Source organism: Bradyrhizobium sp. LMG 9283, from assembly GCF_045571415.1.
Classification (GTDB): Bacteria; Pseudomonadota; Alphaproteobacteria; order Rhizobiales; family Xanthobacteraceae; genus Bradyrhizobium.
Genome location: NZ_CP120691.1, coordinates 3,992,444 through 4,017,271 on the forward strand (window position 1 = coordinate 3,992,444; position 24,828 = coordinate 4,017,271).

27 protein-coding genes are annotated in these 24,828 nt (G+C 64.3%); 15 read left to right on the top strand and 12 right to left on the bottom strand.

The window, feature by feature from the left end:
• The first annotated feature begins 209 nt into the window (after positions 1 to 209).
• Positions 210 to 542 (top strand): ATP-dependent Clp protease adapter ClpS, encoded by a 333-nt coding sequence (clpS, locus tag P6U29_RS18815; RefSeq protein WP_212377472.1) that lies wholly within the window; start codon positions 210 to 212, stop codon positions 540 to 542.
• Between the two features lie 269 nt (positions 543 to 811).
• Entirely contained in the window at positions 812 to 3,220 is a 2,409-nt protein-coding gene (gene clpA, locus P6U29_RS18820; RefSeq protein ID WP_407118925.1) for an ATP-dependent Clp protease ATP-binding subunit ClpA, read from the top strand.
• A 70-nt stretch (positions 3,221 to 3,290) separates the two neighbouring features.
• Here clpA and P6U29_RS18825 read toward each other — a convergent pair whose 3' ends face one another.
• From P6U29_RS18825 to P6U29_RS18840, 4 genes are all read right to left on the bottom strand, one after another.
• Positions 3,291 to 4,712, bottom strand: coding sequence for an MFS transporter (locus P6U29_RS18825; protein WP_407118926.1), 1,422 nt, complete (start codon positions 4,710 to 4,712; stop codon positions 3,291 to 3,293).
• 316 nt (positions 4,713 to 5,028) lie between these two features.
• Positions 5,029 to 6,054: an aldo/keto reductase gene (locus tag P6U29_RS18830; protein WP_407118927.1), complete on the bottom strand. Its 1,026-nt coding sequence runs from the start codon at positions 6,052 to 6,054 to the stop codon at positions 5,029 to 5,031.
• 116 nt (positions 6,055 to 6,170) lie between these two features.
• The gene (locus tag P6U29_RS18835; protein WP_407119355.1) at positions 6,171 to 6,362 is read right to left on the bottom strand and encodes a hypothetical protein; all 192 of its coding nucleotides are present in this window, start codon (positions 6,360 to 6,362) and stop codon (positions 6,171 to 6,173) included.
• A 150-nt stretch (positions 6,363 to 6,512) separates the two neighbouring features.
• Positions 6,513 to 7,469, bottom strand: coding sequence for a helix-turn-helix domain-containing protein (locus P6U29_RS18840; protein ID WP_407118928.1), 957 nt, complete (start codon positions 7,467 to 7,469; stop codon positions 6,513 to 6,515).
• A 190-nt stretch (positions 7,470 to 7,659) separates the two neighbouring features.
• Between P6U29_RS18840 and P6U29_RS18845 the strand changes: the two genes are divergently transcribed.
• Both P6U29_RS18845 and P6U29_RS18850 read left to right on the top strand, forming a co-directional pair.
• Complete coding sequence (locus P6U29_RS18845; protein WP_407118929.1) at positions 7,660 to 8,676, top strand: carbon-nitrogen hydrolase family protein; 1,017 nt, start codon at positions 7,660 to 7,662, stop codon at positions 8,674 to 8,676.
• A 28-nt stretch (positions 8,677 to 8,704) separates the two neighbouring features.
• Positions 8,705 to 9,745 carry a phenylacetaldoxime dehydratase family protein gene (locus tag P6U29_RS18850; protein WP_407118930.1) on the top strand — a complete coding sequence of 347 codons (1,041 nt, stop codon included), beginning with the start codon at positions 8,705 to 8,707 and terminating at the stop codon, positions 9,743 to 9,745.
• A gap of 4 nt (positions 9,746 to 9,749) precedes the next feature.
• On the opposite strand, the gene P6U29_RS18855 is transcribed toward P6U29_RS18850, so the two are convergent.
• Positions 9,750 to 10,388 carry an HAD family hydrolase gene (locus P6U29_RS18855; RefSeq protein ID WP_407118931.1) on the bottom strand — a complete coding sequence of 213 codons (639 nt, stop codon included), beginning with the start codon at positions 10,386 to 10,388 and terminating at the stop codon, positions 9,750 to 9,752.
• 115 nt (positions 10,389 to 10,503) lie between these two features.
• On the opposite strand from P6U29_RS18855, the gene P6U29_RS18860 reads away from it, so the two are divergent.
• The 6 genes from P6U29_RS18860 (at position 10,504) to P6U29_RS18885 (ending at position 14,423) form a co-directional block, all read left to right on the top strand.
• A complete protein-coding gene (locus P6U29_RS18860) occupies positions 10,504 to 11,430 on the top strand; it encodes a lytic transglycosylase domain-containing protein (RefSeq protein ID WP_407118932.1) in 927 nt (308 codons plus the stop codon).
• A 104-nt stretch (positions 11,431 to 11,534) separates the two neighbouring features.
• Complete coding sequence (locus P6U29_RS18865; protein WP_407118933.1) at positions 11,535 to 12,275, top strand: AzlC family ABC transporter permease; 741 nt, start codon at positions 11,535 to 11,537, stop codon at positions 12,273 to 12,275.
• Positions 12,272 to 12,622 (top strand): AzlD domain-containing protein, encoded by a 351-nt coding sequence (locus P6U29_RS18870; protein WP_407118934.1) that lies wholly within the window; start codon positions 12,272 to 12,274, stop codon positions 12,620 to 12,622. Before P6U29_RS18865 ends, P6U29_RS18870 begins: the two co-directional genes overlap by 4 nt.
• A gap of 30 nt (positions 12,623 to 12,652) precedes the next feature.
• On the top strand, positions 12,653 to 13,144 hold the full coding sequence (tsaA, locus tag P6U29_RS18875; protein ID WP_129143237.1) for a tRNA (N6-threonylcarbamoyladenosine(37)-N6)-methyltransferase TrmO: 492 nt from the start codon (positions 12,653 to 12,655) through the stop codon (positions 13,142 to 13,144).
• Positions 13,145 to 13,566: 422 nt separating this feature from the next.
• On the top strand, positions 13,567 to 13,758 hold the full coding sequence (locus P6U29_RS18880) for a hypothetical protein (RefSeq protein ID WP_407119630.1): 192 nt from the start codon (positions 13,567 to 13,569) through the stop codon (positions 13,756 to 13,758).
• Positions 13,686 to 14,423 (top strand): IS110 family transposase, encoded by a 738-nt coding sequence (locus P6U29_RS18885; protein ID WP_407119356.1) that lies wholly within the window; start codon positions 13,686 to 13,688, stop codon positions 14,421 to 14,423. Before P6U29_RS18880 ends, P6U29_RS18885 begins: the two co-directional genes overlap by 73 nt.
• A gap of 526 nt (positions 14,424 to 14,949) precedes the next feature.
• On the opposite strand, the gene P6U29_RS18890 is transcribed toward P6U29_RS18885, so the two are convergent.
• From P6U29_RS18890 to P6U29_RS18905, 4 genes are all read right to left on the bottom strand, one after another.
• Positions 14,950 to 15,378, bottom strand: coding sequence for an HIT family protein (locus tag P6U29_RS18890; protein ID WP_407118935.1), 429 nt, complete (start codon positions 15,376 to 15,378; stop codon positions 14,950 to 14,952).
• A 61-nt stretch (positions 15,379 to 15,439) separates the two neighbouring features.
• Complete coding sequence (locus P6U29_RS18895; protein ID WP_407118936.1) at positions 15,440 to 16,696, bottom strand: GNAT family N-acetyltransferase; 1,257 nt, start codon at positions 16,694 to 16,696, stop codon at positions 15,440 to 15,442.
• A gap of 230 nt (positions 16,697 to 16,926) precedes the next feature.
• Positions 16,927 to 17,673, bottom strand: coding sequence for a glycerophosphodiester phosphodiesterase (locus P6U29_RS18900; RefSeq protein ID WP_407118937.1), 747 nt, complete (start codon positions 17,671 to 17,673; stop codon positions 16,927 to 16,929).
• Positions 17,674 to 17,678: 5 nt separating this feature from the next.
• Positions 17,679 to 18,146, bottom strand: coding sequence for a RidA family protein (locus P6U29_RS18905; protein WP_014494672.1), 468 nt, complete (start codon positions 18,144 to 18,146; stop codon positions 17,679 to 17,681).
• A 245-nt stretch (positions 18,147 to 18,391) separates the two neighbouring features.
• Here P6U29_RS18905 and P6U29_RS18910 point away from each other — a divergent pair, with 245 nt between their 5' ends.
• On the top strand, positions 18,392 to 19,237 hold the full coding sequence (locus tag P6U29_RS18910; RefSeq protein WP_407118938.1) for a cell envelope integrity EipB family protein: 846 nt from the start codon (positions 18,392 to 18,394) through the stop codon (positions 19,235 to 19,237).
• Positions 19,238 to 19,404: 167 nt separating this feature from the next.
• Positions 19,405 to 19,806, top strand: coding sequence for a RidA family protein (locus P6U29_RS18915; protein ID WP_260370945.1), 402 nt, complete (start codon positions 19,405 to 19,407; stop codon positions 19,804 to 19,806).
• Between the two features lie 93 nt (positions 19,807 to 19,899).
• Here P6U29_RS18915 and P6U29_RS18920 read toward each other — a convergent pair whose 3' ends face one another.
• Entirely contained in the window at positions 19,900 to 20,307 is a 408-nt protein-coding gene (locus tag P6U29_RS18920; protein ID WP_407118939.1) for an ACT domain-containing protein, read from the bottom strand.
• 196 nt (positions 20,308 to 20,503) lie between these two features.
• Here P6U29_RS18920 and P6U29_RS18925 point away from each other — a divergent pair, with 196 nt between their 5' ends.
• Positions 20,504 to 20,659: a hypothetical protein gene (locus P6U29_RS18925; protein WP_407118940.1), complete on the top strand. Its 156-nt coding sequence runs from the start codon at positions 20,504 to 20,506 to the stop codon at positions 20,657 to 20,659.
• A 16-nt stretch (positions 20,660 to 20,675) separates the two neighbouring features.
• Here the strand turns inward: P6U29_RS18925 and P6U29_RS18930 are convergent, their stop codons facing one another.
• Positions 20,676 to 21,902, bottom strand: a complete 1,227-nt coding sequence (locus P6U29_RS18930) for a DNA polymerase IV (RefSeq protein ID WP_407119357.1) — start codon at positions 21,900 to 21,902, stop codon at positions 20,676 to 20,678.
• 59 nt (positions 21,903 to 21,961) lie between these two features.
• A complete protein-coding gene (locus P6U29_RS18935) occupies positions 21,962 to 22,273 on the bottom strand; it encodes a DUF3572 domain-containing protein (protein ID WP_407118941.1) in 312 nt (103 codons plus the stop codon).
• A gap of 241 nt (positions 22,274 to 22,514) precedes the next feature.
• Between P6U29_RS18935 and P6U29_RS18940 the strand changes: the two genes are divergently transcribed.
• Both P6U29_RS18940 and P6U29_RS18945 read left to right on the top strand, forming a co-directional pair.
• Positions 22,515 to 22,880, top strand: a complete 366-nt coding sequence (locus P6U29_RS18940; RefSeq protein ID WP_008130064.1) for a response regulator — start codon at positions 22,515 to 22,517, stop codon at positions 22,878 to 22,880.
• Positions 22,881 to 22,894: 14 nt separating this feature from the next.
• The gene (locus P6U29_RS18945) at positions 22,895 to 24,268 is read left to right on the top strand and encodes a PleD family two-component system response regulator (protein WP_407118942.1); all 1,374 of its coding nucleotides are present in this window, start codon (positions 22,895 to 22,897) and stop codon (positions 24,266 to 24,268) included.
• The last annotated feature ends 560 nt before the right edge of the window (positions 24,269 to 24,828 follow it).

Below are 24,828 nucleotides of genomic sequence, written 5' to 3' on the forward strand. Positions count from 1 at the left end.
AGGCCCATATTGCCGGTGAACGGTCCGGCTTGAACCGGATTTGTCGGGAGCGGCGATCCAACAAGGCGGCGCGCCTGCGCCAGGCTCCGAAGGGCGGGGTCGCGCGGCGACCGCCATTCGCTTCCGTGGGGAATTTGAACGCCTGAGCCATGCCGCAATTGACTTCCAGACTCGACCTCTCCGCGCCAGCCGCTGCCGACGTTCCTCGCATGAGCAATGACGAGAACCGTTCGGGCACCCCGTCGGGTCCGAACACTTCGGTCATCACCAAGGTCAAGCCCAAGACCAAACGGCCCAACCTGTACCGCGTGCTGATCCTGAACGACGACTACACGCCGATGGAATTCGTCGTCCATGTGCTGGAGAAGTTCTTCAACAAGGACGTCGAGGCGGCGACCAAGATCATGCTGCACGTCCATCATCATGGCATCGGGGAGTGCGGCGTGTTCACCTACGAGATCGCGGAGACCAAGGTGACGCAGGTGATGGATTTCGCCCGCAAGCACCAGCATCCGCTGCAATGCGTGATGGAAAAGAAGTAAGACGCCTTGCGACGCGTTTGAAGCCGGCTCTTGTGTAAGCCGTGACGGCTGCGCGCGCGATGACCGTTGCAGTCGGCAAGATTACGGACTTCTGCACCGGCTCCAATCCCGCCCAAATCGGAACGGGTTTTGCATCGAAAATAGCCCAGGTGGCTAGCTGCCGCGGAACCGGTCTTTCGCCGCGATCTTGTATAACTATATGTGACAAAGGTTGTTGTTGCCTGACCGGGCGATGACGATCATGATGGTGGGGGCCATAGAGGACGCGAATGCCGACTTTTTCCCAAAGCCTTGAACAATCCCTGCATCGTGCGCTGGCGATCGCAAACGAGCGTCATCACCAATACGCGACGCTCGAGCATCTTTTGCTCTCCTTGATCGACGACTCCGATGCAGCCGCCGTCATGCGCGCCTGTAGCGTCGATCTCGACAAGCTCCGTACGAGCCTCGTCAACTACCTTGAGACAGAATTCGAGAACCTGGTGACGGATGGCGCCGACGACGCCAAGCCGACTGCCGGTTTCCAGCGCGTGATCCAGCGCGCGGTGATCCATGTGCAATCGTCCGGACGCGAAGAGGTGACCGGCGCCAACGTCCTGATCGCGATCTTCGCCGAGCGCGAGAGCCATGCCGCGTACTTCCTGCAGGAGCAGGACATGACGCGGTATGACGCGGTCAACTACATCAGCCACGGCATCGCCAAGCGGCCGGGCGTCTCCGAAGCGCGGCCCGTGCGCGGCGTCGACGAGGAGACCGAGGCCAAGGGCAACGAGGACGCCAAGAAGAAGGGCGAGGCGCTCGAGACCTATTGCGTCAACCTCAACAAGAAGGCGCGCGACGGCAAGATCGATCCGGTGATCGGACGCAACTCCGAGATCAACCGCGCGATCCAGGTGCTGTGCCGCCGGCAGAAGAACAATCCGCTGTTCGTGGGCGAGGCCGGCGTCGGCAAGACCGCGATCGCGGAAGGCCTCGCCAAGCGCATCGTCGACAGCGAGGTGCCGGAGGTGCTGGCGGCCGCGACCGTGTTCTCGCTGGACATGGGCACGCTGCTCGCGGGCACGCGCTATCGCGGCGACTTCGAGGAACGCTTGAAGCAGGTGCTCAAGGAGCTCGAGGCGCATCCCAACGCGATCCTGTTCATCGACGAGATCCACACCGTGATCGGTGCGGGCGCGACGTCGGGCGGGGCGATGGACGCTTCGAACCTGCTCAAGCCGGCGCTTGCCTCGGGCACGATCCGCTGCATGGGCTCGACCACCTACAAGGAATATCGCCAGCACTTCGAGAAGGACCGCGCGCTGGTGCGGCGCTTCCAGAAGATCGACATTAACGAGCCGACGGTCGAGGACGCCATCGCGATCCTCAAGGGCCTCAAGCCGTATTTCGAGGACTACCACCGGCTGAAGTACACCAATGAGGCGATCGAGGCCGCGGTGCAGCTCTCCTCGCGCTACATCCACGACCGCAAGCTGCCGGACAAGGCGATCGACGTGATCGACGAGTCCGGTGCGGCGCAGATGCTGGTCGCCGAGAACAAGCGCAAGAAGACCATCGGCATCAAGGAGATCGAGACCACGATCGCTTCGATGGCGCGGATTCCGCCGAAGAGCGTGTCGAAGGACGATGCCGAGGTGCTCAAGCATCTCGAGCAGACCCTGAAGCGCACCGTGTTCGGCCAGGACAAGGCGATCGAGTCGCTCGCCGCCTCGATCAAGCTCGCACGCGCGGGCCTACGCGAGCCGGAGAAGCCGATCGGCTGCTACCTGTTCTCGGGCCCCACCGGCGTCGGCAAGACCGAGGTCGCCAAGCAACTCGCGGCCGCGCTGGGCGTCGAACTCCTGCGCTTCGACATGTCCGAATATATGGAGCGGCACACCGTGTCGCGCCTGATCGGCGCGCCTCCCGGCTATGTCGGCTTCGACCAGGGCGGCCTGCTCACCGATGGCGTCGACCAGCATCCGCATTGCGTGGTGCTGCTCGACGAAATCGAGAAGGCGCATCCAGACCTCTACAACGTGCTGCTCCAGATCATGGATCATGGTCGGCTCACCGACCACAACGGCAAGCAGGTTAACTTCCGCAACGTGATCCTGATCATGACCACCAATGCGGGCGCAGCGGATCTCGCCAAGCAGGCGTTCGGGTTCACCCGCTCCAAGCGCGAAGGCGACGACCACGAGGCGATCAACCGGCAGTTCGCGCCGGAATTCCGCAATCGCCTCGATGCCATCGTCTCGTTCGGCCATCTCAGCGTCGAGGTGATTGGTACGGTCGTGGAGAAGTTCGTGCTTCAGCTCGAGGCGCAGCTCGGCGACCGCGACGTCACAATCGAGCTGTCCGAGGAGGCCAAGGCCTGGCTGATCCAGCACGGCTATGACGAGCAGATGGGGGCACGTCCCATGGCCCGCGTGATCCAGGAGCACATCAAGAAGCCGCTGGCTGACGAGGTGCTGTTCGGCAAGCTGAAAGGTGGCGGTCACGTTCGCGTCGTTCTGGTCAAGGACGAGTCCGACGAGACCAAGGAGAAGATCGGCTTCGAGTTTGTCGAGGGCCCGGTTACGCCGAAGCAGGAGAAGCTCCCGGGCGCCCGCAAGCGCCCGCCGGGCAAGTCGAAGCCGGGCGGTCCTGGCGGCTCGAAGGGGCCGACCTCCAAGGGGCCGCTGGTCAAGGTTTGATCGGCGAGTGACGATTTGAAAAGGCCGGCTGAAAAGCCGGCCTTTTTTGTGACCGGCGATAGGGACCGATTTACTCTCCCTTCATCCGCTGTCCTTCCTGAATTCGGACATGCTCGGCGCCGCGCGCGCCCGCGGGGGACAGACGCAGCATGCTGAGCAGCGCGCCGCACAGGGCAAAACCGACGCCGGCGAGCAGCGCGATCCTGGTGCCCTCCTGCGGGTAGCGGCCGAGGAACAGTGCGACCAGCGCCGCGCCAGTGGTCTGGCCGAGCAGGCGGGCGGTGCCCAGCATGCCGCTGGCGCCGCCGGAGCGCTCGCGCGGGGCGGCCGCGATCATCGTGCGGTTGTTCGGTGTTTGGAACAGGCCGAAGCCAAAGCCGGCGAGTGCCATGCGCCAGGCGATGTCGAAGGCCCCGGGCAGATCTGGCAGCATCGCGAGCGAGGCGAGCCCCCCTGCGAACAGCAAAAGGCCAATGCCGCCGAGCAAGCCGGCCGGATAATGCTCGACGAGGCGCCCGGCAAGCGGGGCGGCGAACGCCACCGTGATCGGCCAGGGCGTGATCAGAAGGCCCATATGCACAGCTGAATAGCCGAAGCGACTTTGGAGGTAGAACGGGATCGCGACGAAGGCGAGCATCTGGGCGCAGAACGAGGCGATCGAGGTCGCGAGCGACAGGGCGAAGATCGGGATGCGCAGGAGATCGACCGGCAGCAGCGGCACAGCCATATGCGTCTCGCGCCAGATCAGGGCGGCGCCCGCGATCGCGGCGACGGCGAATTCGATCATGCAGGTGAGGAGCGGCTCGCCATGGCCGACGCTGTCGACGGCGAAAATGCCGACGCCGAAGGTGACGGCGCTTAGGCCCGCGCTTTGCCAGTCGAATGAATGCGCCGCCAGACGCGTGTGCGGCAGGCAGCGCGCGCCGAGCGCAACCGCGGCCGCACCGATCGGCACGTTGATCGCGAACAGCCAGGGCCAGCTTCCCACGGCCAGGATGCCCGAGGCCAACGTCGGCCCGATCGCGGCCGATACCGCCACGACGAGGGCGTTGCGCGCGATGCCGCGCCCAAGCAGCGCATGCGGATAAGTGAAGCGCACCAGCGCGGTGTTGACGCTCATGATACCGGCCGCGCCAAAACCCTGGACGATGCGTGCGACGGTCAGCAGCGGCAGCGAGTGCGCCACGGCGCAAAGTGCGGAAGCTAGGGTGAACAGCGCAAGTCCCGCCAGATAGACACGCCGATAGCCGACGATCTCGCCGAGCGAGGCCAGCGGCAGCAGCGAGATGGTGATCGCGAGCTGATAGCCGTTGACGATCCAGATCGAGAAGGCGGGGCTTGCATCGAGGTCGGCCGCGATCGTCGGCAGCGCCACATTGGCGATGGCGCCGTCGATCACGGACATGGTGATGCCGAGCGCAATGGTGAGGATGGCCCATCGACGCTGCGGCAGCGGCAGGCCATCCGCCTGCTCGATGGTGACTGTCGACATTGTGAGCGGCGTATTGTTGGCGAATCGGACTCTGCTGGTTGGCCACGTATTGCGCCAACAGGGCAGGACCGCGATAGTTCCGGAACCGCCGTTACCAGCGCGCGGTCGCCTTGCCCAGACATAGAGGGCGATGAGCCCGAGCGTCACCGCCGCGAGAAGACCAGGACGGTGCCATCCCAGTCGATCCGGTCCATTCTGTGCGGTTGAGATTGAGCACCATGAACAGGCCTTCATGGCAAATCGGCGCATCGGCAGCCTCACGAGGGCCGCAGGGTACCACGGCCGGCGGAAGCGGGCTTGAGGCAGCTCAAGTGTCCTACACCGCCGGCGGATTGCGGTCGATGAAGGTCGTGCGCTGGTGCCAATGGGGATAGGGCAGCGTCACAGTGCTGGCGGCATCGAGCTTTGCGACCTGGTCCTTGGTCAAGGACCAGCCGACCGCGCCGAGATTTTCGCGCAGCTGGGTTTCGTTGCGCGCGCCGATGATCAGCGTCGAGACGGTGGGGCGCTGGAGCAGCCAGTTCAGCGCGATCTGCGAGACGCTCTTGCCCGTCTCCTTCGCGACCTCGTCGATCGCGTCGACCACACGATAGACGTGCTCGTCGGGTACGGGCGGTCCGAACTCGGCGGTCTTGGGCAGCCGGCTGACCTCCGGCTTCGGCTGACCGCGGCGGATCTTGCCGGTGAGGCGTCCCCACCCGAGCGGCGACCAGACCACCGCGCCGAGGCCTTGGTCGAGGCCGAGCGGCATCAGCTCCCATTCGTAATCGCGCCCGATCAGTGAATAGTAGGTCTGGTTGGCGACATAGCGCGGGAAGCCGTGCTTGTCGGCGACGGCGAGCGACTTCATCAGGTGCCAGCCCGAAAAGTTCGAAACGCCGACATAGCGGATCTTGCCGGCGCGCACGAGCACGTCGAGAGTGGCAAGCACTTCCTCGGGCGGGGTGAAAGCGTCGAAGCCATGGAGCTGGAATAGGTCGATGTAGTCGGTGCCGAGCCGGCTCAGCGAACCGTCGATGGCTGCGAGCAGATGCTGCCGCGACGAGCCGATGTCATTGGGGCCGTCACCGAAGCGGAAGGTCGCCTTGGTCGAGATCAGGACCTTGTCGCGGCGACCTTTGATGGCTTCGCCGAGCACCCGCTCGGATTCGCCGAGTGAATAGACGTTCGCGGTGTCGAACATCGACACGCCGGCCTCGAGGCAGATGTCCAGAAGGCGCCGCGCTTCGGTGGCGTCGGTCGAGCCCCAAGCCGCAAGGCGGCCGACGCCGCCGAAGGTGCCGGTGCCAAGACTCAAGGCGGGCACCATGAGACCTGACCGGCCCAAGCGTCGGTATTCCATCGATTGGCTCCCTGGCTGGCCGCTGATTGATCACTGCGGCTCGGTGACAAAGGATACTGCAAGCAGGCGCCCGCGTCCTATCACGTGCTCACATAGCGGCCTTGCTTGGGAGTGGCCTAGTCGTGCAGGCGCATGTCTTCGAATGCTGCATCGGCAACGTGCAAGCCGGGCGTCTTCACCAAAGATTGAGCTTCGAGCCTTGCTGCGGGCAAGCGGAAGCATGCGGATTCGCTGTCACGCGTTTGGCGCGGCAGCAGTGTCAGGCTCCAGCCCACCAGGACCAGCATCGCGAGCCGGATCGCGATCACACCCAATAGCAGCTCCGATCCGCTTATGGTGTGACGAGTCCTCATGTGCGCCAGCCTGATGCAGGCCACCAGCCAAGACAATCTGGAATTGGCGAGCATCGCCTTCGTTGGACGCGAAGGCTCGAGGTGATAGCTGACTGGAATGAGATCTCAATGCCGCAACTGGCTCTGCCGGAAGTCGCGCGGCGACATTCCAAAATGCTCGCGGAAGACCCGGCCGAAATGGGAGAGGTCGTTGAAGCCCCAGGCAAAGGCGATCTCGCTGATGTGGCGATGGGCGAGCACGGGTGAGGCGAGATCACGACGGCATCGGGCGAGGCGTTCGGCAAGGACATGGCGCTGGAAAGAGGTGTCCTCATCGGCGAGGAGATCGTTGACATAGCGGGGCGAGATGCCGAGCGCGGCCGCGGTCTCCGCGAGCGAGAGATCGGGATCAGCGAGATGCGCGCGGATGTGCGCCTTCAATCGGTAGAGCAGGGCCGAGCGGTGGGTCGAGGACGGCAGCGATGTCTTGCCGAGCCGCTCGCTCAACGCCATCGCAAGCAGATCGACCGCCTGCTCTGACAGAGCGGCGGCGGTGTCCGGAGCCAGCCCGTCCGCGTTCTGGCAAAGCCGGAAGATGAAATCATAGGCGAGCCGCTCGAGCGGTGCGTCGGCGCCGAACGACATTGCAGTCAGTGTCTCGGTGCCGCCGAGCCGACGCTGCAACATCTCACGCGGCACCTTGAAGATGGTCTGCGTGAAGCTGTCGTTGAACTTCAACTCGTACGGACGCGTGGTGTCATAGAGCGCGAACTCGCCGGGATGAATCACGGTCTCGCGGCCGTCCTGGACAACGCCACCGATGCCGCGATTGCCGAGCGCAATGAGAACAAAATCCTGGTCCGAGCGCGCGATGCGCGAGGGCGTGCGGAATACGTGCTGGCGGTCGGAGCAGACCTCGGAGCATACCGCTTTGCCGAGCGACGCCTGCGTGACCGAGCCGCGAAAGGCGCTGCCGAGGTCCGACTTGCAGTCGAGCCCGACGAAGACGTCGCAGACGATGTCCTGCCAGAGGGCGAGCCGCCGATAGCCGGGGCTGCCGTCCGTCGTGAACTGGATTGGCATCTGGAGAGCCTCCCTTTCACACCCAGCAAAGTCGCCTGGATCCAGCCTGACCGGAGGCAAATCCCGTACCGGTCGGAAAGCCGTGTCCAGTCGAGTTTTCGTTCCGCCGCGGTCGAGCGCCCGGCCGTGCGGCTTGGCCCAATAGACTGCATCGGACGGGGCTTCCGATCAACCGGCAATGGAGGCGGGAATGGGCATCGAACATCCGAAATACAAGGTGGCAGTGGTGCAGGCGGCGCCCGCCTGGCTCGATCTCGATGCCTCGATCGACAAATCGATTGCGCTGATTAAAGAGGCGGCCGAGAAGGGAGCAAAGCTGATCGCTTTTCCCGAGGCTTTCATCCCAGGCTACCCCTGGCACATCTGGATGGACTCGCCGGCCTGGGCGATCGGACGCGGCTTCGTGCAGCGCTATTTCGACAACTCGCTATCCTATGACAGCCCGCAGGCCGAGCGGCTACGCGAGGCCGTACGCAGGGCAAAGCTCACCGCAGTGATCGGCCTGTCCGAGCGGGACGGCGGAAGCCTATACCTGGCGCAATGGCTGATCGGCCCTGATGGCGAGACGATCGCAAAGCGCCGCAAGCTGCGGCCGACCCATGCCGAGCGCACCGTCTATGGCGAAGGCGACGGCAGCGATCTCGCCGTGCATGCGCGGCCCGACATCGGCCGTCTCGGCGCGCTGTGCTGCTGGGAGCATCTCCAGCCGCTGTCGAAATACGCGATGTACGCCCAGAACGAGCAGGTCCATGTCGCGGCCTGGCCGAGCTTCTCGCTCTATGATCCCTTCGCGCCGGCGCTGGGCGCCGAGGTGAACAACGCCGCTTCGCGCGTCTATGCCGTGGAGGGCTCATGCTTCGTGCTCGCGCCTTGCGCGACGGTGTCGCAGGCCATGATCGACGAGCTCTGCGACCGGCCGGACAAGCACGCGCTGCTGCACGCCGGCGGCGGTTTTGCTGCCATCTACGGCCCCGACGGCAGCCAGATTGGCGAGAAGCTCGCGCCGGATCAGGAAGGCCTGCTGATCGCCCAGATCGATCTCGGCGCCATCGGCGTCGCCAAGAACGCCGCCGATCCCGCCGGCCATTATTCGCGGCCCGACGTCACGCGGCTGCTGCTCAACAAGAAGCCATACAAGCGCGTCGAGCAGTTCGCGTTGCCGGTGGATACGGTCGAACCGACCGACATCGCCGCAGCGGCGAGTTGATCGCCACGATCACGGGGAGGGCTTGGTCATGGAATCCGCAATTCCTGCGCATCTGGAGACCCAGCGGACGCGCCACAAGCGCGTGCCCGACGATTACCAGCCGCCGTATCCGTCCTTCGTGGCTCGCTACAAGCCGGCCGTGAGCCGCGTCGTGATGGCCTATTTGGGCATCCAGTATCACGGCGAGGCGCCGCCGGCGGCGGCGGGCGCGCTAAAGGAAATCGCAGGTCTCTTCGCGGGTGTGGGCGGCCCGTCGCATTGGGACCGCGCGCACTACGTCGACCAGGCCGGCCAGGAGAATATCGTCTCCGTTGCCTATTGGGACGACGTCGCACGCTTCGATGCCTGGTTTACACCGGCGAGGGAGGCGTGGACCGGCCGGGTGCGTGACGGCATCGGCACCTTCATTGAGGTGCTGCGTCCCACTGTGTCGCGTCATGAAACGCTGTTCTCCTCGCCCGATCGGCCGGAAGGTGTCGCCGTCGTTGCGGAAGGCATGAGCGGCGAGGTGCAGGAGCACGCCTATTGGGGCGGGATGCGTGACCGTATCCCGCTGTCGCAGACCGATCCGATGTCACCGGATGGCAATCCCGAGCTGATCTGCGATGGTGCACGGCTTCGTGTGAAAGCGCACGACAATCTCTGCCTGATCCGCTCCGGGCAGGACTGGAGCGATACCGAGGCGTCCGAGCGAAAGCTCTATCTCGACGACGTCGAGCCGGTGCTACGCGAGGGCATGGACTTTCTGCGTGATGAGGGTCTTGGGATCGGCTGCTATGCCAACCGCTACATGCGCGTGCTCACCGCCGACGGCAGCGCGAGCGAAAAGTCTTACGGTCAAAGCTGGTGGAAAAGTCTCGCCGCGCTGGAGCGCTGGGCGGAGTCGCATTCGACCCACGTCAAGATCTTCGGCGCCGCTATGAAATATCTGTCGACGCTCGGGCCGTCGGCCAAGCTGCGGCTCTATCACGAGGTGACGGTGGCAGCCGCGGACGAACAGTTTTTCGAATATCTGAACTGTCACCCAAAGACGGGCATGCTCGCTGCGGTGGAGACCGTCGGAGCCTGATCGACTAGGTCATGCAATGGCCGAGCAACTCGGGATGCGCGGCGCAGATGTGATGCGCGCCGGCGTCCCGCAGCTCGGCCTCGCTGCCATAGCCGTAGAGCACGCCGATGGCAGTCATGCCGTTGGTGCGCGCGCCGACCACATCATGGCTGCGGTCGCCAATCATGATCGCGCTGCTCGCATCGACCCTGGCTTCGTCGAGCGCGTAGCGCAGCAGGTCGCGCTTGTCGACGTGCGTACCATCGAGCTCGGAGCCGAACACGCGCTCGAAATACGGCTTCAGGCCGAAATGATCGACGATGCGGGTGGCGTAGACGGCGGGCTTGCTGGTCGCCACGAACATGCGCTGACGTGTCGCTGCGAGTGAGGACAGTGTGTCTGCAATTCCGCTGTATGCCTCGTTCTCGAACAGGCCGATATCGCTGAAGCGCTCGCGATAGAGCAGGAGCGCACGGTCGGCGAGCTCATTGGTTCCGGTGAGCTTTCTGAGGCTCGCAAGCAGCGGAGGCCCGATGCACCAGGTCAGTTCGTCCTCGCTCGGCACCGAAACGCCGAGCCGCTCCAGCGCATACTGGATCGAGCGCGTGATCCCGGGCTTAGGGTCGGTCAGCGTTCCGTCGAGATCAAAAAAGATTGTCACCATCAGGCGGGACCTGCGTTGATACTGCCGTTTGTTGCTAGTTGGCTGGGATTCCAAGTCAAGGTCCGATTTGTCCCGTAACGTCGATGCCATGCGAATAGCTCGGGTTATCGCTGTCATGTGCCAGGCCCTCGTGCTGTCGTCGGCGCTAGCAGAGGAGACGTCGCCCCCCGACGTGCCTGCGAAGGCCGAGGAACCTGCCAAGCCGGCGGAAAAGCCCGAAGACGCCCGCGAGAGCGACACGCGGGAATCGATCTGCCTGATCGTGGAGGCGGCCGCACGCGATGCCAACCTGCCGCTGGAATTCTTCGCCCGCGTGATCTGGCAGGAAAGCCGCTTCCAGGCCGACGCGGTCGGCCCCATGACGCGCAGCGGCGAGCATGCGCAGGGGATCGCGCAGTTCATGCCGGGCACCGCGAGCGAGCGCGGGCTGCTCAATCCTTTCAACCCGGTTCAGGCGCTGCCCAAGTCCGCCGAATTCCTGAACGAGCTGCGCAATCAGTTCGGCAATCTCGGCCTTGCCGCGGCCGCCTATAACGCCGGACCGCGCCGCGTGCAGGAATGGCTCGCCGGCACCGGGCCGATGCCGGAGCAGACCCGCAACTACGTTCTCGCCATCACCGGCACCAGCGTGGATGCCTGGGCCAAGGCAGGCAGCGCCGGCAAGGGACCGCCGAGTTCGCCGCCGACGAGCTGCCGTGATCTGATGGCGTTGCTCAAGCGTGCTCCCAACCCGTTCGTCGCCGAGCTCGAGCAACATGTGGAGCTTGCCGCCGCAAAAGTCTGGGGTGTGCAGCTCGCGGCCGGCTTCGACCGCAACAAGGCGCTGGCGATGTATTCCCGGGCCGTCACGAAACTGAGCGTCGTGATCGGCGAGCGTGATCCGAGCCTGCTAAGCTCGGTGATGCGCAGCCGCGGCACGCGCGCCTTTTACCAGGTTCGCATTGGCGCGGATACCCGAGCCGAGGCCGATGATCTGTGCAACCGCATCCGCAAGGCGGGTGGCGCCTGCTTCGTGCTCAGAAACAAGGGGGCGAGGGGGTAGGGCGTCTCTCCATGCGCATGCCAGCCCCGCCGCGCGCTTCCTTGACGCGGCCCACTGCATTGCCCGTTATGCGCGCACGATTCCGCAACTCAGCCGGCCGTTCCGTGGCGCTTCCTCCGCTCGATTCCCCTCAATGGCAAAGTCCCTGGCGCGCCTTTGCGTGGGGACTGCGCTCGATCACGCAGACGATCCTCACCGTCGTGCTGTTCGTGACTTATCTCGGCATCGGCGCGCTGGCCCACGACACCCATTTCAGCCTGCTCTGGGCGCTGTGTTCGACGCTGTTCGTCTGGGCGGGGCCGGCACAGATCATCCTGATCACCACGCTCGGCTCGGGCGCCACCATTATCCAGTCGGCGATCGCGGTGACCGTGAGTGCGATCCGCCTGTTTCCGATGGTGGTCTCGGTGCTGCCGCTGATGCGCACGCCGACGACGAAACGGCGCGAGCTGGTCTTCGCTGCGCACCTCACAGCGGTGACGCTGTGGGTCGAGTGTCATCGCTTCCTGCCGCTTGTGCCGCGCGAGCGGCGCATCGCCTTCGTCCACGGGCTCGGCTGCGGCCTGGTCTCGTTGTGCCTCACCGCCAATACGGTCGGCTATTTCCTCGCCGCCAACCTGACGCAGACGCTTGGTGCGGCGATCCTGCTGCTGACACCGCTGTCATTCCTGTTCTCGACCGCACGCAACAGCCGCGAGGTCGCTGATGTCGTGGCGCTGACGCTCGGGATACTGCTTTATCCGCTGGCGGCGAAGATGAACTCGGGTCTCGACATCCTCGTGAGCGGCGTGGTGGCGGGCACGATCGCCTATAGTGTGCATTGGTGGCGAGAGGTGCGCGCGTGAGTTTTGCGCAAGCGATCGGGGACTGGCACGCGCTCGCCGTGCTGTTCGTCGCCGGCGTCGTTCCCAACCAGATCTGGCGCATGCTGGGCCTGTGGTTCGGCGGCGGCATCGACGAGGGCTCCGAGCTATTGGTGTGGGTGAGGGCGGTCGCCACCGCGATCCTGGCCGGCGTCATCGCCCAGATCGTGGTCGAGCCACCGGGGGCGCTGGCCAGCGTGCCTGATGTCCTGCGCTACGGCGCGGTCGCTGCCGGGCTCGTCGTCTTCCTGTTGAGCCGCCGCTCGATCTTTGCGGGCGTGGTCACGGGCGAAGTCTTCATGCTGGCCGGCAAGTGGTGGTTGGGCTAAAACCGCCGGCGAACAGCAAGGAATGGATATATGGTTCGCGAACAGGAGCTCCGCGAGGGCGAGGTCGCTATCGAGCTGCCGCCGACGCAAGATGCCGGCCTCGTCTTCATTGGTCGTATCCGCACGCCCTGGACGTCGCGGCTGGAGACGCCGCGGCAGGGGCGTCAGGACGGCCCGATATGCCGCCTCGAGATCTTCGAGCCGTTCGTGCCGGCAATCAAGGGCGTCGATTTCTACAGCAATCTCGAAGTGCTCTATTGGCTCGACAAGTCGCGCCGGGACATCATCCTGCAGAGCCCGAAGAACAACGAGAAGACCCGCGGCACGTTCTCGCTGCGCTCGCCGGTGCGGCCCAACCCGATCGGCACGTCGATCGTGAAGCTGGTCGGTATCGAGGGCAATGCGATCCTGGTGCGCGGCCTCGATTGCATCGACAACACGCCGCTGATCGACATCAAGCCGGATCGTTGCGAGTTCACCCCATTGGCCGCACCGCAGAAGGGCGATTTCGAGACGGAGTGAGGTCTCTCCTCCGTCATTGCGAGGAGCCCTTGCGACGAAGATTCCATGGGGAGTGGATAGCGACCGGGTCTGAGGCCAGACTGAGGTTGCTGAAGCACTCAATCTGGAGACAACGATGTTGCTCGATCATCTTTCCGACGGACTGGCCGCTATCCGGACGCAGATTGGCGCAATTTTTGTGTCATTGGAACTGAGCCGTTCGACCTGGCTGGTTACATCGCTGTCGCCCGGCAAGGGCGAGAAGATGTCCAAACACAGCGTGAAGGCCGGCGCTATTGCGGAGCTTTTGAAGCTCTTTGCAGCGCTGAAGCGTAAGGCACAGGCGCGAACGGGCGAGTTATCCGATCATCACCATCCAGGAGGCGGGGCTGGATGGGTTCTGGCTTCACCGCACTCTGCAGTCGGAGGGCGTCGAGAGCTACGTGGTCGATCCGGCCTCGATCGCGACGCCGCGCCGGCGCCGGCGGGCCAAGACGGACCGGTTGGACGGCGAGACGCTGTTGCGGTCGCTTCTGGCCTACAAGCGCGGCGAGCCACGGGTCTGCGCGATGGTCGTTGCCCCTCTCCGGAAGAAGAGGACCGCCGCAGGCTTTGCCGGGAGCGGCGGACCTTGATCGCGGAGCGGATCGTGCATGTGAACCGGATCAAGGGTGTTCTGTTTGCGCAAGGGATATTCGACTACGTGCCGCTGCGGCGCGATCGACGGACGCGGCTCGAGGCCTTGCGCACGGGGGACGGGCGGCTGCTGCCGGCGCATTTGAAGGCGCAGATCAGCCGCGAGCTCGACCGGCTCGAACTTCTGCTCGACCAGATCGCGGCGGTAGAGCGCGAGCAGGATGCATTGCTGGCTGCAAGCCGACCAGCAGGCGAGAAGGCTGCATCGAACCCGGTCGCGATGCTGCTCGACTTGAAGGGCCTGGGCCCGAACTTTGCTGCCATTCTCTGGTCGGAGGCCTTCCACCGTCAGTTCACCAACCGCCGCCAGGTTGCGTCCTATGCCGGTCTTGCGGCCACGCCATGGCGCAGTGGCGGCATTGAGCGTGAGCAGGGCGTGTCGAAGGCCGGCAATCCGCGCCTGAGAACCACGATGATCCAGCTCGCCTGGCTGTGGATACGTCACCAGCCTCAATCGGCTCTGACCCAGTGGTTCAAGGCCAACAGCCAGCGCGGCCGCAAGCGCACAATCGTGGCGCTGGCGCGCAAGCTGCTCGTGGCCCTGTGGAAATACGTGACCGCCGGCGTCGTGATCGAGGGAGCCGTGGTGAAGCCCGGCGCCTGACACCACGCCTCTCAGCCTCAAAACCAATCCGCCGAGGTTGATCAGCCTCGGCCGATCCGGGTGGACGAACCGATGGATTGCATGGCTTCAAACGCCGTAACGAAGAAGGGTCTCGTCCTCTCGAGCCTGCCCGCCGCAAGCGGAATGTTGGTGCAGTCGCCACCGCGCAACGACCGAATGTGAGTTTGATCTGGCATGCAAACCAGATTGCCAAAACCGGCTCGACCCTTGGATCGCCAACCATAGGAGTAGTTCACGCCGCACTTCCCGACCTAACGAGCCTGAAGGCGTGCTCGCTCAGGTCAAGACCAAGCCGCTTCGCGGCGGCCCTCACGGGCCGGTCTTGACCTGATCTGCGCGCGCCATCCGAAAAGTTCCGCGGTCGGGACGAAGAGCTGGCCTGCAATCGAACAAAGAGCTGACCATCAATCTTGACACATCAAATCCCCATGTGAGCAATCCAGACTGCCTCCGCGGAGAAATTCTGGATTGCTTCGCTTCGCTCGCAATGACGCAGTGTGTGGCGCTACCCCGCCTTCAACGCCGCGATCAGCTTCGCCGCGTGCTCTTCCAGCACCTTGGCGTCTTCCTTGCGGCTCGCCGGCGGCAGCATGGCGACGCCGTCGTGGCGCGGCATCACGTGCATGTGCAGATGAAACACGACCTGTCCGCCGGCGGGCTCGTTGAACTGCTGCACGGTGATGCCGTCGGCCTCGAACGCCTTCATCGCGGCCGCTGCGATCTTGTGTGCGCCGCGGGCGACATGGGCGTAGTCGTCGGGCTTGATGTCGAGGATGTTGCGGGCAGGGGCCTTCGGGATCACCAGCGTGTGGCCGGGCACGCGCGGCATGATGTCGAGGAAGGCGAAGACGTGCTCGTCCTCGTACACCTTGTTGCAGGGCAGCTCACCGCGCAGGATCTTTGCGAAAATGTTGTTGGTGTCGTAGGCGGTCATGATAACTCCTCGGCGGCTCCTCAAGAGTTTTGCGCTTACTGTCACCAGCAACGGCGAGGCGTCAAGGCGCCTCGTCGGCGCCTTTGCGGAACGGGCCGAGCTCGGCGAGCTCCCGCCCGGCCTCCGCGACATAGGCGCGTTCGCGCTTGAGGTAATCATCGATGGCGCGGCGCAGGCCGGGATCGGCGATGAAGTGGGCGGAATGGGTGGTACGCGGCAGGTAACCGCGCGCGATCTTGTGCTCGCCCTGCGCGCCGGCCTCGACATGCTTGAGGCCGTGTTTGATCGCGAAGTCGATCGCCTGATAGTAGCAGACCTCGAAATGTAGGAACGGATGATGTTCGACCGCGCCCCAGTTGCGGCCGAACAGCGTGTCCGAGCCGATGAAGTTAATGGCGCCCGCGATCCAGCGATTGTTGCGGCGGGCCATCACCAGCAGCACGTCCTCGCTCATGGTCTCGCCGATCAGCGAAAAGAATTCGCGCGTGAGGTACGGCCGCCCCCATTTGCGCGAGCCGGTCTCCATGTAGAATTCGAAGAAGGCATCCCAGGCATCCTCGCTGATGTCTTTTCCCGTAAGCCAGTGGATAGTGATGCCGGCGGCCAGCGCATCGCGCCGCTCGCGCTTGATCGATTTGCGGTGGCGGGAGTTCAGCGTCGCCAGGAATTCGTCGAAACTCGCAAAACCCTCGTTGTGCCAGTGGAACTGCTGGTCGGTGCGCTGGAGGAAGCCGTGCTCGGCGAGCAGCTTCCACTCGTCCTCGCGCGCGAAGGTGACGTGGACCGAGGACGCCTTGCTGACGCCGCACAGCGCCACCAGCCCGCTCGCCAGCGCCTCTGTGATGCGGTCGCGGTCGACACCGTCGCGAACCAGCAGCCGCGGTCCGGTGGCCGGAGTGAAGGGGACCGAGACCTGGAGCTTCGGATAGTAGCGTCCGCCGGCGCGCTCATAGGCGTCCGCCCAGCCGCGGTCAAAAACGTATTCGCCCTGAGAGTGCGATTTCAGATAGCAGGGCACGACGCCGGCGACGCGGCCGTCGAGCTTGGCCACTAGGTGACGCGGCCCCCATCCGGTGCGGATTGTTGCCGACCCCGATTTCTCGGCGGCGGAAAGAAACGCATGCGAGACGAACGGGTTATAGGTGGGTCTTGAGAGCCCGAGAGAATCGCCTGGAGGGGCGGATGAGGTTCCCGCGCCATGACCGTTGCAAGCCTTCTCGTCAAAGGTCTTGCCGGGATTGGCGCAGGCGTCCCAATCCTCGGGCGAGATTTCGCCAATGGATGGTACGGCCTCGAGCGTAATTTCGGATGATGCCATCGCGCCCAAGATCGTGCATTGCGGCAGCGACTTCAAGGGGCGGGAACACGGCAGGCTCTCGTGCCCCGGACGCAGCGCAGCGCTCCCGACGATGTGAAGCATTATCCGGTGCGGTGCGCTGCAGAGCCGGGGCCTATCTCGCTGCCGAGCGTGCCGCCTTCTGGGTCCCGGCTCTGCGCAGCAACGCTTACGCGCTGCAGCGCGTCGGGACACACGAATGCCACTGTCCCTTACGGCACGAACCCCTCGAAGATCATCTGGTCCGCATATTGCCCGACCCGGGTCCGCTGCTCCGGTGTGCGGATGGTCCAGCCGAGCAGGGCGCAGCCAAACACATTGCGGGCGATCCAGGGGGCGGGGGCCGGAAGGTGGTCGATCTTGAAGGCGACGAAATGTGGCTGGGTCTGCAAGCCGTGGCGCAGGTAGAGCATGCTGTCGCGCTGCTCCTTGGTGAGCTTGGCCCAGTACTCGTCCTCATAGGTCCGCTGCGCGACGATGCCGCGCGGACGGGAGGGGAGCAATTCGCGCAGCGCCAGCACCTGGTCGGGATCGAAGGACATGCCGACCGCCGGGCCATCATAGGACGCTAGCACCTCCGCCATTCGCTTCACCAGCTTGCGGTCGCCGCCAAAATGGCTCTTCACCTCGATCACCAGCGGCACGCGGCCGGCGACGAGGGCGCAGAGGTCGGACAGCGACATCATTCGCTCGTCCGTGTCCTTGAACTTGATTGTCTTCAGCTCCGCCGCGGTTTTTGAGATCACGTCACCGGAGGCCTCGGTAAGGCGGCCGAGGGCATGATCATGATGCACCATGGCCTCGCCGTCGGCCGAGAGCTGGATATCGACCTCGATGGAGAAATTGCCCGCAATCGCAGCCTGCACCGCGCCCGGCATGTTCTCGATGATGCCGCGCGAAATGTCATGCAGGCCGCGATGGGCGACCGGCCGGGCTGTCAGCCAATCGGGAGCGCGCATGCGCGTCAGGCGACCTCGAACACGCCTTCGACCTCGACCGCCGCATCCGCGGGCAGCGAGGCCACCCCGACGGTGGTGCGGGCATGGCGACCCTTGTCACCGAAGGCGGCAACCATCAGGTCGGAGGCGCCGTTGAGCACCTTCGGCCCGTCCAGGAAATCCGGCGCCGAGTTGATGAAGCCGCCGAGGCGCACCACGCGCACGACCTTGTCGAGATCGCCGAGCGCCGCCTTGACCTGGGCCAGCAGATTGACGGCGCAGCCGCGCGCGGCGGCGGCGCCGTCCTCGATCGAGACGCCGGCGCCGAGCTTGCCCTTGGCGATCAGCTTGCCGGCGGGATCGAAGCAGACCTGGCCGGAGACGAACAGCAAATTGCCGGTGCGCACGAACGGCACGTAATTGGCGACGGGGGTGGGGGCCTCATGCAGCTTGATGCCCTGTTCCGCCAGTTTCTGTTCGACCGTGCCCGCCATGTCCGACCTCGTTGTCCAAAAATCATTCGCCCCGGCACGTCCGCTCGAAGGCCGGGCGCGCCCTGTTTCGCCCATCGTGCCGCCACATGCAAGCAACCCAGGCGGACCAAACCGGGGCCGCGTTTTGTTGAGGCGAAGCAGCAGGTTCAGCGCGAGTGCCGCAACTTTACGTGAAACGGCCTCAGTTGCGACGCAATGGAACGGTCATTAAAATGTCGAATCTGCGCATTCCTCAAGGACCAGACATGGTGCACCTTTTCCGGACTTCGCTCGGTGTGATGGCGCTCGCCGCGGCCAGTGTCGGCCTTGGTGGCGGGGCTCAGGCCGCCAACGGTCCGTTTCTCGCGCACCAGGCGCTCTATGACCTCAGCCTGGTCAAATCGCGCTCCAATTCGGTCAACAGCGCGCGTGGCCGCATCCTTTACAACTTCACCGGCAGCGCCTGCGAGGGCTACACTTCCGAGTTCCGTCAGGTCTCCGAGCTCGACAGCGGCGAAGGAAAGGTCACGCTTAGCGACCTTCGCTCCAATTCCTGGGAGGATGCCGCCGGCAAGAGCTACCACTTTAAGATCGAGACGCGTATGAACGAGGCGGATGCCGGACGCGTCGACGGCTCGGCCGAGCGCGACGGCGACCACATCAACGTCAAGCTGAAGCTGCCGGCGCCGAAGACCTTCACCCTCGACGGCAAGATCGTGTTCCCGACCGAGCAGATCCAGCGCATCATCGCCGCAGCCAAGGAGGGCAAGTCGCTGCTCGAGCTCTCCGTCTATGACGGCTCCGACGACGGCCAGAAGGTCTACAACACGCTGACCGTGATCGGCCAGCCGATCCCCGCCGACCGCGTCACCCCGTCCGATCCGTCGATCTCGGACGAGCATATGAAATCGCTGAAGCGCTGGCCTGTCACCGTCAGCTATTTCGATCGCGACGCCCAGCAGAAGGAGGGCGAGCAGACCCCGGTCTACGCGATGTCGTTCGAGCTCTACGAGAACGGCGTCTCGCGCCAGCTCGTGTTGGATTACAACGATTTCGTCATCTCCGGCGCGATGGGCAAGTTCGACGTCAAGGACAGCAAGCCCTGTAATTGAGGGGCAGTCTCTCTTCCGTCATTGCGAGCGTAGCGAAGCAATCCAGAATCCCTCCGCGGAGCAGTCTGGATTGCATCGTCGCAAGAGCTCCTCGCAATGACGGGGCTGGCTCTCCGCGCGCTCTCCAGCTACGCTCCTCCCAACCACAAACTCAGGGAGGAAACCCAATGCCCAAGCTCGACCATCTCCGCCCCAGCGGTCTGCATCACAATCCCGCCTATTCCCACGTCGTCACTGCCACGGGTGCGCGCACGATCTACATCTCCGGCCAGGTGTCGGTGGACGAGGAGGGGCGGATCGTCGGCGAAGGCGACATCGCGGCGCAGACGACGCAGGTGATGCAGAATCTCGGCCTGGCGCTGAAGGCGGCCGGCGCGAGCTATTCCAATATCGTCAAGATCACGACTTTCGTGGTGAACTACAAGCCGGAGCTGCGTCCGATCATCGGCAAGGCCCGCTCGGCCTTCTTCGAAGGCATGGAGCCGCCGGCATCGACGCTCGTCGGCGTCTCCGCGCTCGCCGCGCCGGAATGGCTGATTGAGATCGAGGCGGTGGCTGTCGCGGATTGAGGTTTTCCTGTAGCCCGGATGGAGCGCAAGCGTAATCCGGGAAGCCTGTCGCTACGGAGGCACTGTCCCGGATTGCGCTGCGCTCCATCCGGGCTACAGGTGCTTCGCCTCTGACATCTCTTGTAGCAGCACCAGCGCTTCATCGGCTCTATCCGCCGGCACGAAGAGATGATCGTGGTAGAAGGCCGAAACGGCATTCACGCTGATGCCGGCTCCGGCTAGGCGCGCCGTGATCGCCGCCAGAAAGCCGATCGCATCGAGTGCGGAGTGAACAGTCAGAGTGATCAGACGCGAGGCGAATTCGTAGCGTAGGCCGGCCGCTTCGGCCTCTTCACGCCGCGTCACGAGTGTCGTGCCTTCACGCTCGCGGAACGCCAGCAGTGGGCAGATGGCAGCGGGCATGGGCTCATCGTATGCAAGCGTGCAAAACACGAAGATGCCATCCACGATCTCCGGCTTCATACTGCTCAGCAACGCGTCGAGATCGCGCTCGCCTGTCACGGTGTCAGTTCCCGAATCGGTAACATGGTTTGAGCGCCTGCGAAGCTATCGGCGCCGGCTGTTGAAGTCACAACCAACATACCTTCGTATATCTCCTCTAATCCTTCTCATGTGCTGACCTAACGCTGGTACAATTGAGCGGCGGCGGCAGATTCTTACAATTCGAGTCCGCTCGGGTCACTGCGAAGAGGCTCAAATGAACGTCGTCATTCGGAAGCTCAACGGCTTGTGGCACCTCGTCGTCGGGTCTTGTCATATCCGAACGCCGTTCCTGGAAACTCAGGATCGGCAGCTGGTCGTTCAGTATGCCCGACGCGCCTATCCGGGTGCACGGATCTTCGAACGCGACTGAATAGAGCAGGACTAGTTCACTCCTGCGCCTTCTCCGGCCCCTCATACGCAATGCCGCGGATCACCGCGGCGCTGCCGAACTTCTTGCGCAGGCTGTCGACAGCACGTTCGGCGTGCGCGGCGCGGCGGTCGAGCATGTCGGTGTCGTCGCTCGCTGATCCCTCGCGCAGCGCGCTGACGCCAGCGCCCATCAGGCGGAAGGCGGTGCCGTCGATCTCTTTCGCCAGCATCTCGCGGCAAATCGAGAAGATCTTTGCGGCAAGCTGCGTCGGGCCTGCGATCGATTGCGAGCGGGTGCGCTGGCGGAAATCGGCGGTCTTCAGCTTCAGCGTGACGGTCGAGCCCGCAAGCTCGCTGTTCTTGAGCCGCGACGACGTCTTCTCGCACAGCCGCCACAAGATCTTCTCCAGCGTTGCGAAATCGCGGATGTCGGTCTCGAACGTGGTCTCGCTGGAAATGGTCTTGGCGCCGCGATCAGGCTCTACGCGGCGGTCGTCGATGCCGCGCGCGAGCCGCCACAGTCTGCGGCCGTCGCTCGGAAACTGCCGCATCATCTCGATCTCGTCGGCCTTCTGCAGGTCGGCGATGACGCGGAAGCCGCGCTGCATGAGGCGCTCCTGCGTGGCGGGGCCGACGCCGAAGATGAAGCCGACCGGCTTTTCCGCCAGCATCGAACGCGCTTCGTCCTGATCGAGCGCGGCAAAGCCGCGCGGCTTGTCGAGGTCCGAGGCGATCTTGGCCAAAAACTTGTTACAGGACAGGCCGACTGAGACGGTGATGCCGATGTCGCGCTCGACGTCGCGGGCAAAGCGCGCCAGCACCTTTGCGGGCATCATGCCGTGCACGCGCTCGGTGCCGGAGAGATCGAGGAAGGCCTCGTCGATCGAGAGCGGCTCGACCAGCGGCGTCAGCGCCTGCATGGCCTGCCGCACCTCGCGGCCGACCCGGACATACTTCGCCATGTCCGGGCGGATCACGGTCGCATGCGGGCAGGCCTCCAACGCCCTGAACATCGGCATGGCCGAGCGCACGCCATAGGTGCGTGCGATGTAGCAGGCGGCCGACACCACGCCGCGCTTGCCTCCGCCGATGATGACGGGCTTGTCGGCGATGTCAGGGTTGTCCCGCTTCTCGACCGTTGCGTAGAAGGCGTCGCAGTCGATATGGGCGATGGTTAGGCCTGCCAGTGCGCGGTGGCGGACGAGGCGAGGGGATCCGCAGGCGGAACAGCGCCGCACCCCCATATCCAGGTCGGCCAGACAATCCCGGCAGAAGCAGCGGGGCCCGGCCGCCTCAGGGGTGCTCACGGCACGTCGCGCTCCCAGGAGGGGTCGCCGAGCGCGTCGCCGAGGACTTGCCGCGCTGCGGCAACGTTGGTCGGATGCAATTCCGCGGAGCTGGCAAAAGCCTTCACCGTGGCATCATCGCGCAGCACGAAATCGAGCACGCTCAGCAGGAAGTTCGGGTCCGCGGCGGCATTGCGGAGGGTCTCCGGACCGACCCCCGTCTCGGCCAGGAACAGGCCCAGCCGCTCGGGCTCGCCGGCGACGAAGGACAGGGCTTGAATCGCAACGATTTCAGCGACTTCGCGGGGGTTGTGAACAGGCTTTTTCACGGAGTCGGTTTGCCTTTCCGTTAACTTTCGGTCTCTAATTTGGAATCATCATGCCCGAGTCTCGGCCTCAAGTCTTCCGGCCCCAGGCAAGCAACTGGAAACCACACCGCCGAAAGTCGACCCTCGGGTTTAACGAAACTCAAGCGAATCTGAGGCTAGTTTGAATCCAGTTTTCGAAACGCCGGGAAGCGGCGTCTGAGGCGTCACATGTACCGGTCTGCGGACCAATCAGGAGGGCGGGATGGCTAAGACCGTCCTGATCGTGGAAGACAACGAGCTCAACATGAAGCTCTTCCGCGACCTGTTGGAGGCGCACGGCTACCAGACCTCCGGCACCAGCAACGGCTACGAGGCGCTCGACCTCGTGCGCAAGATGCGGCCCGACCTCGTGCTGATGGACATCCAATTGCCGCAGGTCTCCGGGCTCGAGGTGACGCGCTGGATCAAGGACGATCCGGAGCTGCGCAGCATTCCCGTCGTCGCGGTCACGGCGTTCGCGATGAAGGGCGACGAAGAGCGCATCCGCGAGGGCGGCTGCGAGGCCTATTTGTCCAAGCCGATCTCGGTCGGAAAATTCATTGAGACGGTCCGGCGTTTCATCGGATAGGAAGTGAGTTCACAGTGTCCGCGCGTATCCTGGTCGTCGACGACGTCCCCGCCAACGTCAAGCTCCTCGAGGCCCGCCTGTCCGCCGAATATTTCGACGTGATGACCGCTTCGAACGGCACCGAGGCGCTGGCGATCTGTCGTCGCGCCGAATGCGACATCATCCTGCTCGACGTGATGATGCCGGACATGGACGGTTTCGAGGTTTGCCGCCGCCTCAAGACCGATCCGGCCACGCATCACATTCCCGTCGTCATGGTGACGGCGCTGGACAGCCCCGCCGATCGCAATCGCGGGCTGGAAGCCGGCGCCGACGATTTCCTCACCAAACCCGTCTCCGATGTCGTGCTGATCGCGCGGGTGCGCTCGCTGACGCGGCTGAAGATGATGACGGATGAGCTGCGCATGCGCGCCATCACTTCGCTCGAGATCGGCATGCAGGCGCCCGAACGCAGCGCCGTGGCCGATACCGGCAAGGGCGGCCGCATCCTTCTGGTCGATGACCGCGAGTCCTCCTATGAGCGGCTGGCGACGATCCTCGCCGCCGAGCACACCATCGACGTCGAGCCGAATCCGACGGAGGCGCTGTTCCACGCCGCCGAGGGCAATTACGACCTCCTCATCGTCTCGCTCGACCTCAACAATTTCGACGGCCTCCGCCTGTGCAGCCAGGCGCGCTCGCTGGAGCGCACGCGCCACGTGCCGATCCTGGCGATCGCCGACCCCGAAAACTCGACGCGGCTGCTGCGCGGCCTCGAGATCGGCGTCAACGATTATCTGCTGCGCCCGATCGACAAGACCGAGCTCCTGGCGCGCGCCCGCACCCAGATCCGCCGCCGCCGCTACACCGATCATCTGCGCGACAATGTGCAGAACTCGATCGAGATGGCGATCACCGATGCGCTCACCGGTCTGCACAATCGCCGCTACATGGAGAGCCACCTGGCGACCCTGGCCGAGCAGGCCGCGATACGCGGCAAGCCACTGGCGCTGATGATCCTGGACATCGACTACTTCAAGTCGATCAACGACAATTACGGTCACGATGCCGGCGACGACGTGCTGCGCGAGTTCGCGGTGCGCGTGCGCAAGTCGATCCGCGGCATTGACCTTGCCTGCCGTTATGGCGGCGAGGAGTTCGTCATCGTGATGCCGGAGACCGATCTCCACGTCGCCGGCATGGTCGCCGAGCGCCTGCGCCGCGCGATCGCGGGCGAGCCGTTCGCGATCCACAAAGGGACAAAGCGCATCGAGGTCACGATCTCGATTGGCCTCACCACGTTGGAGAGAAAGGGCGAGGCGGTCGCCGACGTCCTCAAGCGCGCCGACACCGCGCTCTACCGGGCCAAGCACGACGGCCGGAATCGCGTGGTGTCGCAGGCGGCGTGAGGCTGCCGCGACACAAAAGTTGCGAAAACAACCCCATGCACAGTAGCCGGCGCGAGCCGGATCAATGGCTTATGCGGGTGGCGAGATGGCTTGCGTGGGAGGCAGCGTCGTTTGACTCGTCGGGCAAAACAGGAGCATGTTGGTAGGATCGCGAATTGGTCCTGACGAGTAGTCAGGTGCCGTCGCTCTCGCCACATACTCTGCTGTCGTCCCTGCGAACTGTCACTGCAATTATCGTGTCTCACTTCAGGGGTGCAGTCCAGTACTGTCGCCGTAACTCAACTGACTCGCTATTCAGCGTCGCCGAAGGCAGCCAGCAGAGCCGGTCCAACTTCTGCGACCGTCGGAGCACTCGATCGTTCCCTTTCCGGAAGGGGAACGAAACCATCCCTCGGACCAAGGTTTCTAGTGGGAGTGTACACTACGCGGTTTGTTTCAAACTCAACGATAACATCCTTTGCGGATCGAACGAACGTATTCCACGATCTGACTCCCGCGGCCTCTAGAACAGGCTCAAATAGTCTATTCCATTCCCCGGGGGCTGGATGTGGAATCCCCTT